Origin of the sequence: Streptomyces sp. NPDC001407 (assembly GCF_042895325.1) — a bacterium.
Lineage (GTDB): Bacteria > Actinomycetota > Actinomycetes > Streptomycetales > Streptomycetaceae > Streptomyces.
On the sequence record NZ_JBIAWF010000004.1, the window covers coordinates 23,680 to 33,487 of the forward strand.

Consider the following 9,808-nt stretch of genomic DNA (forward strand, 5'->3'; position numbering starts at 1 on the left):
GGTGATTTCGCCCAGGTTCACCACGCCTCGTGTGCTCGGGGTCGGCAGAAGGAGTCAGAGTCATGCTCGACAGGCGGAGCGTCATTCGCGTCGGCGCCGGGGTGGCGGCGGCCGCCGCCGTGGCCGGTACGGCCGCCACCGGTGCGGCGGCCGTGGGGCTGCCGGGTGTACGGGGACGCGCGGCGTCGCGCGGGGTCGACTGGGCCTCCTTACGCCGTCATCTGTCGGGCGAGCTCGTCCTGCCGGCGGACACCGGATACGAGCGGGCCAGGAAGCTCTACAGCGGCCAGTTCGACGGCATCCGCCCGCAGGCCGTCGCCTACTGCCGGACCGAGGAGGACGTGCGGACGACCCTCGCGTTCGCCCAGGACCACGCGCTGCCCCTCACCCCGCGCAGTGGCGGGCACAGCTTCGGCGGCTACTCCACGACCGACGGAATCGTCCTGGACGTCTCCGGCTTCCACGCGGTGAGCCTCACCCGGAACACCGTCGTCATGGGCGCGGGCACCCAGCAGGTGGACGCCCTCACCGCCCTGTCGCCGCGCGGTGTCGCCGTGGCGAGCGGCAACTGCGCGGGCGTCTGTCCCGGCGGCTTCGTCCAGGGCGGCGGACTGGGCTGGCAGAGCCGCAAGTTCGGCATGGCGTGCGACCGGCTCGTCTCCGCCCGGGTCGTGCTCGCCGACGGCCGCGCCGTGACCGCCTCCGCCACCGAACACCCCGACCTTTTCTGGGCGATGCGCGGCGGAGGCGGCGGCAACTTCGGCGTCGTCACCGGCTTCGAGCTGCGCCCCACCGACGTCCCCTCCGTCGTCAGCTACAACCTCACCTGGCCGTGGGAGTCGGCGCGGCGCGTCATCGAGGCGTGGCAGCACTGGATCATCGACGGCCCCCGCGACCTCGGTGCCGCGATGGCCGTGCAGTGGCCCGACGCCGGGACCGGCACGCCGGTCGTGGTCGTCACCGGCGCCTGGCTGGGCGCGGCCGACGCGCTCACCCCCGTGCTGGACTCCCTGGTGGCCTCGGTGGGCAGCGCGCCCGCCACCCGCTCGGCCAAGGCGCTCTCCCAGCACGACGCGATGATGGCGCAGTACGGCTGCGCCGACCTCACGCCCGAGCAGTGCCACACGGTCGGCTACTCGCCCGAGGCCGCGCTGCCCCGGCAGAACTTCTCCATGGACCGCAACCGGCTCTTCTCCCGGGCCATCGGGCAAGGAGGCGTCGAGCGGATCCTGGAGGCGTTCGCCGCCGACCCGCGCGCCGGACAGTTCCGCTTCCTGAGCTTCTTCGCCCTCGGCGGCGCCGCCAACCGCCCCGACCGCACCACCACCGCCTACGTCCACCGCGACACCGAGTTCTACCTCGGTTTCTCGATCGGGCTGAACGACCCGGAGTACACGGCGGAGGACGAGAGGCTCGGCCGCGCCTGGGCCGCGCGAGGACTGCGCACGCTCGATCCCCACTCCAACGGCGAGAGCTACCAGAACTTCATCGACCCGGAGCTCGACGACTGGAAGTCGGCCTACTACGCCGAGAACTACGTGCGCCTGGCCGCCGTCAAGGCGGCCTACGACCCGCACCGGCTCTTCTCCTTCGCGCAGGCCGTCTGACCTCTCCCGAAAGACCCCTGCCGGCCTGCTCCCCTCCGCGGCTCCTGTGGGCACTGGTGCGCCCGCGCACTTCTGTGTGATTGAGTGAAGTCCGGGCGTGCAGAGCTCAGTTGCCGTGGAGGGGGCGCCAGTTGCGAGCATCAGCGGTGGAGAGGGTGGAGCTGATCCGCTGGCCGGTGGAGTCCGAGCGGCGGGAGCGCTGCCGCGACCGGGGCGTCATGCGGATCCTGGTGCTGGAGGCGGGGGCCGAGGCACCCTTGTGCGTGGACCCCAAGGAGGACTGGGTCCGCGCTCCCGTCAGCACCGACGACCTGCGGGCCCGCGTCGAGGCCCTGCGCCTTCGGGGAGCCGCCGCCGAGTCCCGGCCCGAGGTCGACCCGAACGGAGTGCTGCGCTTCCGGTGGCGCTCCGCCCTGCTCTCGCCCACCGAGGCCCGGCTCGTCGCCCGGCTCGCCGAGTCCTATGCCGAGGTCGTCGCCCGCGACGACCTGCTCCGCCCGCCCCCGGGCCGTACCGTGCCGAGCCGTAACGCGCTCGACCTCCACATCATGCGGATCCGACGGCGCCTCGCCGCGCTGGGCCTGAGGGTGCGCACCGTCCGGGGGCGTGGCTACGTCCTGGAGAGCGCGGAAGGAGTCTGACCGACGGGCGTGGCCGCGCACCGCACCGACCGCCCCTACGAGCGAGGAGCCCGAAGTGCAGCAGCCTCATCACAGCCGCGTCGACGTGGAACTGGGCGAGAGGTCCTACCCCGTCCACGTCGGACCGGGGGTCCGCCACCTCCTGCCCGGCATCGTCGCCTCCCTCGGCGCGCACCGCGCCGCCGTCGTGACCGCACGGCCCCCCGACCTGGTGCCCGATCCCGGCGTGCCCGCGCTGATCGTGCGGGCACGTGACGGCGAGCGGCACAAGACGCTCGCCACCGTCGAGGACCTGTGCCGCAAGTTCACCACCTTCGGCATCACGCGCCACGACGTCGTCGTCTCCTGCGGAGGAGGCTCGACGACCGACACCGTCGGCCTGGCGGCGGCGCTGCACCACCGTGGGGTGCCGGTGGTGCACCTGCCGACCACCCTCCTGGCCCAGGTGGACGCGAGCGTCGGCGGCAAGACGGCGGTCAACCTGCCCGAGGGCAAGAACCTCGTCGGCGCCTACTGGCAGCCCAAGGCCGTGCTGTGCGACACCACGTATCTCCAGACGCTGCCCGCCGAGGAGTGGGTCAACGGCTACGGCGAGATAGCGCGCTGCCACTTCATCGGCGCCGGCGACCTCCGCGGCCTCGCCGTCCACGACCAGGTCACCGCGAGCCTGCGGCTGAAGGCGTCCGTCGTCGCGGCCGACGAGCGGGACACCGGCCTGCGGCACATCCTCAACTACGGCCATACGCTGGGCCACGCACTGGAGACCGCCACCGGCTTCGGGCTGCGGCACGGACTCGGCGTGGCGATCGGGACGGTCTTCGCGGGCCGGCTCGCGGAGGCGCTGGGCCGCATCGGCGCCGACCGCGCGCGGGAGCACACCGAGGTCGTCCGCCACTACGGACTTCCCGACAGCCTCCCGGGAAACACCGACATCACCGAGCTCGTCGCGCTGATGAGGCACGACAAGAAGGCCACGTCGGGACTGACCTTCGTGCTCGACGGGCCTTCCGGCGTGGAGCTGGTGTCCGGGATCCCGGAGGACGTCGTCCTGCGTACGCTCGCGGCGATGCCGCGAGGAACGGCCTGACCGAGTGTTCCGTCTTCCGAGGGGAAGTGACCGTTTCGTGTCGGCAGAGCTGTCAGAACCGCTGAAGAAGGCCCTGGACTCCCTGGTGTTCGGCGTCGTGGCGACGACCGACCCCGACGGCCGCCCGCACCAGTCGGTGGTGTGGGTCCGGCGCGAGGGCTCCGACGTGCTGTTCTCGATCACGCGCGGCAGCCGCAAGGAGAGGAACATCCTGCGCGACCCGCGTGTGAGCGTGCTGATCAGCCCGGCGGACTCGCCGTACACCTACGCCGCGATCCGGGGCACCGCGCACTTCGAGGACGTGCCGGACCCGGGCGCGTACCTCGACACGTTCTCCATGAAGTACCACGGCGTGCCCTACCGGGAGTCGTTCCCCGAGCCGCCGGAGGTGAGCACCATTCTCGCCGTCCGGCTCGTTCCGACGTCGGTCTACGAGCAGTGGTGAGGGCGTAGGCGTCCGAAGCCCCGGCAGCGTCCCGAATGCCGCTGCCGGGGCTTCCCGTGGGAGCCCTACGCCGGTTTCCGCGCGGTGACCACCGAGTAGCCGACCTCCTCCACCGAGCCCATGCGGTCGATGCCGTCGACCATGCGGTGGAACGCCTCGTCGTCCATGTGGGAGCCGAGCTCGTCCCTGGCCGCACGCATCTTCGCCGCCACCGCCTCGTAGGAGGGCCGCACCTCGTCCCCGATGTCGAGGAACTCCACCACCTCCAGCCCCACCGACCGCATGCAGTCCTCGTACGCCTCGCGGGTGAGGACGGGGCCCTGCTGGAAGTTGTCGTTGGCGGTGTCGACGATCGTCCTGGACGCGTCGCTCAGGGGCCGGCGCAGCACGAAGTCCGTCACCGTCACCCGGCCGCCCGGGCGCAGCACCCGGGCGATCTCGGTGAAGACGTCGGCCCGTTCCAGGGCGTGGCAGATGCTCTCGATCGCGTAACAGGCGTCGAACGAGCCGTCGGGAAAGGGGAGCGCGAGCATGTCACCGATGCGGAACTCGGTCGCCTCGTCGCCCTCCTTCTCGGCGAGCTGCCGCGACAGACCCACCTGGTAGGGGTTGATGGAGACCCCGGTGGCCCGCACCCCGTGCCGGGCGGCGATGCGCAAGGTGGCCTTGCCGTTGCCCGACCCCACGTCGAGCACCCGCTCCCCGGGGGCGAGGCGCAGGCGCTCCGAGACGTAGTCGGTCAGCCGGTCGCCTGCCTCTTCCACCGTCGTGGGGACGTCGGGTCCCGCCCAGTAGCCACCGTGCATGTAGCCGCCTTCCGCGTGCACCATCAAGTCGGTGACGCGGTTGTAGAGTTCGACCATCCGGTCGGAGGCGGACGCGGTTTCCGTCATGCCGCTCACTTTCCCGGGCGCTGGGCGACCAGCAGCAGATAGCCGAACTCCTTGACGCCGACGAGGTCGCCGGGGTCGAACTGGTTCACCATCTCCTCGCCGAACTGCGTCTCCAGCCTCTGCTTCGAGGAGTTGATGCGCTCCGAGAGCAGCCTGAAGGTCTTCTCCAGGGTCTGGTCGCTGATGTCGAGGAACTCCTCCAGCCACAGGCCCGCCCCCCGCAGCAGGGGAGGGTACGCCTCGGCGCTGACCATGGTCATCATGAAGTCGTGGAGGTAGCGCTGGACGGCGGCCCGCCCCTCGGGGGCGAGGGGGGCCCGCTCGAAGAAGTCGGTGAGCACCAGACGGCCCCCGGGCCGCAGCACCCGGCCGACCTGGGCGAGCACCTGGGCGCGGTCGGGCATGTGGATGATCGATTCGAGGGCGATGACGGCGTCGAAGCTCTCGTCCTCGAAGGGGAGGTCCATCGCGTCGGCCCGCTGGAAGCGCGCCCGGTCGGCGAGCCCGGCCTCCTCGGCCAGCGCGTTGGCCCGGACGACCTGCTCATGGCTCACCGAGATGCCCGTGACATGCGCTCCGCTGAGCCGGGCGATGCGTACGCCCGGGGTCCCCACGCCGCAGCCGAGGTCCAGGACGCGGGAGCCGGCGCCGATGCGCAGCCGCTCGGCCATCATGTCGGTGAGCCGGTCGGTGGCCTCGGCCAGCGGCACCTGGCTGTCGGGGGAGTCCCAGTAGCCGAAGTGCAGGTTCTCGCCGAGGGAGGCGGCTCCCAGCGCGGTGAACCGGTCGTAGAGCGCGCCCACTTCCTCGGAGGCGGGCGAGGGCATGGGGAGTTCGGACAGCTCGGAGTGCGGCATGGACGATCCCTCTCGTGAAAGGTCGGGGGTGGGTCGGGCAGTCGGTGTCAGGAGAGACGGAGGTCCTGGTAGACGGCGTCGGCGAGGCGGACGATGCGCTCGCGGTGCCGTTCGTGCTCCACCTTCCCGTTGAGGTGGAGGGCGACGACGAGAGCGGCGTCCGGGTCGGCGAAGACCACGGCGGTCCACAGCCCGTCGTGCCCGAAGGACCGGGGGGAGGCGTACGAGCCGAAGCTGGTGAACCGCGGATCCAGCTGACGGCATTCGAGGCGGAACCCCATGCCCCAGTCGGCGTTGCCGTAGCGGTCCTGGAGGCCGGTGCGGTGCCGGGCCGTGAGGGCGGCGACGGTGGGCGGCGCCAGGACGCGCCCGCCGGGAGCGTCCCCGCCGCGCAGCAGCATCTCGAAGAGCCTGCCCATGTCCCGCAGCGGGCCACGGGTGTTGACCCCCGGGATGCAGCGTGTGGTGGCCGCCTCCGTCGACCACCAGTGGGTGGGCAGCGGGCCGCCCTCGGGGTTGCTCACATGGATCAGCGGCAGCTCGCCCCCGAGCGCGGCGAACTCCTCGCGATCCAGGTGGACACGGGTGCCGGACATGCCGCACGGCCCGAGGATCTCCTCCTGGACGTACGCGCGGTACTCCCTGCCGTCGACGACCGGAAGGATGCGCGCCAGGACGAACCAGGCCCACCACTGGCTGTAGTTGATGCCGGGCGTGCCCCCCGGACGCGGTGCCACCGGCACCTCGAAGGCACGGCGCACACGCTCCTCGTCCGGGCCGGCCACGATGCCGTGCAGCGGGTCGTCGCCGGTGGGCAGCGGGCCCGTATGCGTCAGCAGTTCCATCGAGGTGATGGACTCCTTGCCCCGGTTGCCGAACTCCGGCAGATAGTGCGCGACGGGCAGATACGGGTCGTACGCTCCCGCCTCCCACAGCCGGCCCAGGGCGACCGACAGCAGTGGCTTGGCGCAGCAGTACCACAGGGGCAGCGACCGGTGGGTCATCGCCACCCCGGGGCGGGCCAGCCCCAACCCGGCGTCCGCCAGAGGGACTCCGTCGCGGGAGACGTAGATCTGCGCCCCAGGGGTCGAGGTGCCGACCTCGCGCTCCAGCTCCCGCATGGTGCCGGGAAGCGCCGCACGGGCGCGCCGGACGGCCTCGGCCGCGTCCTCGGTGCCGGGCTGCGGGGCCGCTTCCCGCGCCGTGGTACCGGGCGTGCCCCTGAGCGCGGCCACATGGCCCGAGGCGTCCCGCTCCAGTGCGGCGTCGATGAAGAACAGCAGGCTGAAATTGCCCTCGGCCCGTACGTCGCCCCGCTCGAATACGCCGGTCCGATCCCGCGCGGGGCCGAGCAGCAGGGCGCGGGCGGCCTCCAGGGGAAGCCGGATCCGCAGTCCCGGACTCTCACCGGCCGCGGCCGCGAGGCCGAGCCGCCCGGCGACGAGGTCCACCTGGACGTCGACGGCCGGGGGTTCGCCGGGCGGTGGGTCGGTGAGCTCCAGGCGGAGCGCGACCGTGCCGCGTTCGCCCACGGGCGGGCGTTCGAGCCTCGCGGCCCCGGCGAGCCAGGCCGTGGACAGGAACGGCGCGGTGGACAGGGTGTTCAGCACGGGCTCACTCCTCCGCTTCCTTGGCGGCCCCCGGCGCCACCTGGGGGACGACCTCCTGGAACAGCCGCTCCAGGCTGGTGGTGGCCGGGTAGTCGCGGAACCACAGCACGAACTCCGCCACGCCCGCGGCGACCAGGCGCCGGGCGCGCTCGGTGAGCTGTTCCGGCGTCCCGTACAGGCTGCGCCGCGCCAGCAGGTCGGGATGGTGGCTCCAGAACAGCACCTCGTGCGGGGTGGAGAGCCAGCGGTCGCGTTCCAGGACGGAGTCGAAGATCCGGCACTCCGCGGCCCAGGCGTGCCGGACGCCGTCCGGATCGAGCCCGAGCTCCGTGCGACGGCGGCGGAACGCGGTGACGGCCGCGGCGACCTGAGCGGGCTCACCGGTCCACTGGACATGAGCGCACTCCCGCACGGTGGCGTCGGCGGGCCGCAGCGCGCCGCTCCCGGCGTCCCCGGCCGGGGTGCGCAGCGCGAGGGGGAGGGGCTGTTGCCGTGGGGCGGGCACGCAGTGCGCCGAAGTGAGGCGGATGTGTTCCCCGGTGAAGGTGACGGGCTGTCCGCCCCACAGCGCGCGCAGGGCCTCGACCGTCTCGCCGAGAGCCCGGTGGCCGGCGGCCTCCTCCTCGTCCGCCTCCAGGCCCGTGGGCACCTCGTGCCCCGTCGAGTGGTGCTCCGGCAGGTACTCGCGGGCCGGGAAGCCGAGGGTGAGCCGGCCGTCGCAGACGACGTCCAGGGTCGCGGCCCGCTTGGCGATCAGCGCGGCGTTGCGGAACGGCGGGGCCGAGGAGAGCAGTCCCAGATCCAGACCGGGCACCGCGCCCGCGAGGGCCGCCAGCGCCGTCCAGCCCTCCCAGACCGGCTCGGGCTCGCGCCGGGGCAGGGTGTCGGTGCGGTCCAGCAGCCAGAGGGCGCCACGGCCGTGCCGGTGGACGGTGCGGGCGGTCTCCAGGAGGAGCCGCCAGCCCTCGCGGCCGCCCGTACCGGCCAGTTCGAGGTTGGTGCCCTGCGGGGCGACGACGCTCCAGCGCGGGGTCGCGGGCGTCATGCGTGGCCGCCGCTGCGGACCAGCGCGAGCAGGCTCTGCGGCTTGTCCAGCAGGAAGTCGGGCCGCTCGGCGCGCAGTTGGCCGGCCGCGCCCTCGCCCCAGGTCGCGCCCACGGTGGCGGTCCCGGCGGCGCGGCCGCTGCGGATGTCGATCACCGCGTCGCCGACCATGACCGCGTCCTCGGGCGCCGCGTCCAGCCGGCGCAGTGCCTCCCGCACGATGTCGGGGTGCGGCTTGGGCCTCGGCACCTCGTCGCTGCCCACCACCTCGTCCAGCAGGGGCAGCAGCCCGACCGCCTCCAGCACGGCGCGCGCCCGGGAGCCGGACTTGCCGGTGGCGATCGCGGTGCCGACGCCGTCCGCGCGCAGCTCCGCCAGCAACTGCGGCACGTCCGGGTACACCTCGACGCGGTCCATCAGCCGGTGGCTCTCCCGGACGAACGGTTCCTCCATCTCGCCGGGCAGGCCCATCAGCCGCATGATGTCCGGGAAGTAGCGGCCCTGGTGCGTGCGGTACTCCTCGAAGGGCGGCTCGCCCGGCCCCACCACTTCGCGGTAGGCCACGGCGAACGCCTCGCGCATCACCGCGAAACTGTCGATGAGGACGCCGTCGAGGTCGAAGACCACGGTGGTGAACCGGCACGGGAGAGCGGTGGCGGGCGCGTCCGCCGCGGCCCGCGAGGCGGGCGGGGGGTTCAGGGGCATGGCAGGAGCTCCGTGGGTAGGGACGCCGGGGCCCAGACCCCGGCGTGGCTGACGACTTTCGTGAAGCGGCCCGCGAGCCGGTGGTAGACGGCCCCCGGCGAGCTGTGCGGCGGGTGGGCCGCCGCGTCCAGCCCGCCCCAGGCGGCCATGGCCCTCAGCAGCAGCGGATCGGCCGGCACCCAGCGGCCGCCCACCAGGAACTCGGCCCAGCAGTGCGGTGTGGAGTACGGCTTGGCCACCAGCAGCCCGAAGGAGAACCGCACGTCGAGCCCGCGCCGCCGGCCCTCCGCCACCAGCCAGGCCGCGGCGCCGCCGCAGTCGGCCATGTGCGTGCTCCACAGGAACCCCGGGTCCCAGCGGATCGCTTCGGGCAGCAGGAAGAAGCCGACCGGCTCCAGGGTGCGCAGCAGGTCGAGGACGGCCGGGGGGAAGTCCGGCCAGTGGCCGCGCGACCGTGTGTACAGCCGCGCCAGCGTGGTCTCCCGCGGCGAAGCCGCCTCCACCGGGCGGCGGGCGCCGGGCAGCAGCACTCCGTAGCGGCACGGGCCCGCGTGGCCGGGCACCGGGCAGGACGCCGTGACGTCGACGCGCCAGCGCGGGCTCTCCGCGGCCGAGGCGGTCCGCAGGGAACCGGCCCACGAGCGGATGGCCCGGCGCTGCACCGAGGCCAGGCCAAGGTGCAGGGCCGTGTTGCCCAGGTCGTAGCCGTCGAAGAGGCGTCCCGCGCCGCTTCCCACGAAGGGCACGCCCGCCTCGCACAGCGCGGACAGCAGCTCCGGTCCGATCCGGTGCAGCCGGCGCGCGCTCTGCTCGTCGACGGTGAAACGGCGGTGCTCGTCGGGCACGAGCTTCAGACGCTCCACGAGCGCCTGGAGCTCCTGGGTGGAGGGGGGCCGGGCCGGCAGGTAGACGCTGATCT

General features: G+C 73.2%; 10 protein-coding genes. 4 read left to right on the forward strand and 6 right to left on the reverse strand.

Annotated elements, in window-relative coordinates:
* The first annotated feature begins 62 nt into the window (after positions 1-62).
* The 4 genes from ACFY1P_RS07475 to ACFY1P_RS07490 all read left to right on the forward strand — a co-directional run bounded on the left by ACFY1P_RS07475 (position 63) and on the right by ACFY1P_RS07490 (position 3,780).
* The gene (locus ACFY1P_RS07475; protein WP_361521785.1) at positions 63-1,607 is read left to right on the forward strand and encodes an FAD-binding oxidoreductase; all 1,545 of its coding nucleotides are present in this window, start codon (positions 63-65) and stop codon (positions 1,605-1,607) included.
* Between the two features lie 131 nt (positions 1,608-1,738).
* Positions 1,739-2,248: a winged helix-turn-helix domain-containing protein gene (locus ACFY1P_RS07480; RefSeq protein ID WP_361521782.1), complete on the forward strand. Its 510-nt coding sequence runs from the start codon at positions 1,739-1,741 to the stop codon at positions 2,246-2,248.
* Positions 2,249-2,303: 55 nt separating this feature from the next.
* A complete protein-coding gene (locus ACFY1P_RS07485) occupies positions 2,304-3,335 on the forward strand; it encodes a 3-dehydroquinate synthase (RefSeq protein ID WP_361521779.1) in 1,032 nt (343 codons plus the stop codon).
* Between the two features lie 37 nt (positions 3,336-3,372).
* Positions 3,373-3,780 (forward strand): PPOX class F420-dependent oxidoreductase, encoded by a 408-nt coding sequence (locus ACFY1P_RS07490; protein ID WP_361521776.1) that lies wholly within the window; start codon positions 3,373-3,375, stop codon positions 3,778-3,780.
* Positions 3,781-3,845: 65 nt separating this feature from the next.
* On the opposite strand, the gene ACFY1P_RS07495 is transcribed toward ACFY1P_RS07490, so the two are convergent.
* From ACFY1P_RS07495 to ACFY1P_RS07520, 6 genes are read right to left on the reverse strand one after another with little or no spacing between them, the layout of a single operon-like run.
* A complete protein-coding gene (locus ACFY1P_RS07495; RefSeq protein ID WP_361521773.1) occupies positions 3,846-4,673 on the reverse strand; it encodes a cyclopropane-fatty-acyl-phospholipid synthase family protein in 828 nt (275 codons plus the stop codon).
* 5 nt (positions 4,674-4,678) lie between these two features.
* Positions 4,679-5,530, reverse strand: a complete 852-nt coding sequence (locus tag ACFY1P_RS07500) for a methyltransferase domain-containing protein (RefSeq protein ID WP_361521770.1) — start codon at positions 5,528-5,530, stop codon at positions 4,679-4,681.
* 47 nt (positions 5,531-5,577) lie between these two features.
* Entirely contained in the window at positions 5,578-7,140 is a 1,563-nt protein-coding gene (locus tag ACFY1P_RS07505) for a serine hydrolase domain-containing protein (RefSeq protein WP_390750036.1), read from the reverse strand.
* A 4-nt stretch (positions 7,141-7,144) separates the two neighbouring features.
* Positions 7,145-8,185 (reverse strand): LLM class flavin-dependent oxidoreductase, encoded by a 1,041-nt coding sequence (locus ACFY1P_RS07510; protein ID WP_361521765.1) that lies wholly within the window; start codon positions 8,183-8,185, stop codon positions 7,145-7,147.
* Positions 8,182-8,889, reverse strand: a complete 708-nt coding sequence (locus ACFY1P_RS07515; RefSeq protein ID WP_361521762.1) for an HAD-IA family hydrolase — start codon at positions 8,887-8,889, stop codon at positions 8,182-8,184. The genes ACFY1P_RS07510 and ACFY1P_RS07515 overlap by 4 nt, the downstream gene beginning before the upstream one ends.
* Positions 8,880-9,752: a transglutaminase domain-containing protein gene (locus ACFY1P_RS07520; RefSeq protein WP_390750037.1), complete on the reverse strand. Its 873-nt coding sequence runs from the start codon at positions 9,750-9,752 to the stop codon at positions 8,880-8,882. The genes ACFY1P_RS07515 and ACFY1P_RS07520 overlap by 10 nt, the downstream gene beginning before the upstream one ends.
* Positions 9,753-9,808 lie beyond the last annotated feature (56 nt).

Excerpts from the sequence above, each read along its gene's own strand:
- ACFY1P_RS07475 (WP_361521785.1), top strand. The coding sequence starts at position 63 with ATGCTCGACAGGCGGAGCGTCATTCGCGTCGGCGCCGGGGTGGCGGCG.
- ACFY1P_RS07495 (WP_361521773.1), bottom strand. The coding sequence starts at position 4,673 with ATGACGGAAACCGCGTCCGCCTCCGACCGGATGGTCGAACTCTACAAC.
- ACFY1P_RS07500 (WP_361521770.1), bottom strand. The coding sequence starts at position 5,530 with ATGCCGCACTCCGAGCTGTCCGAACTCCCCATGCCCTCGCCCGCCTCC.
- ACFY1P_RS07510 (WP_361521765.1), bottom strand. The coding sequence starts at position 8,185 with ATGACGCCCGCGACCCCGCGCTGGAGCGTCGTCGCCCCGCAGGGCACC.
- ACFY1P_RS07515 (WP_361521762.1), bottom strand. The coding sequence starts at position 8,889 with ATGCCCCTGAACCCCCCGCCCGCCTCGCGGGCCGCGGCGGACGCGCCC.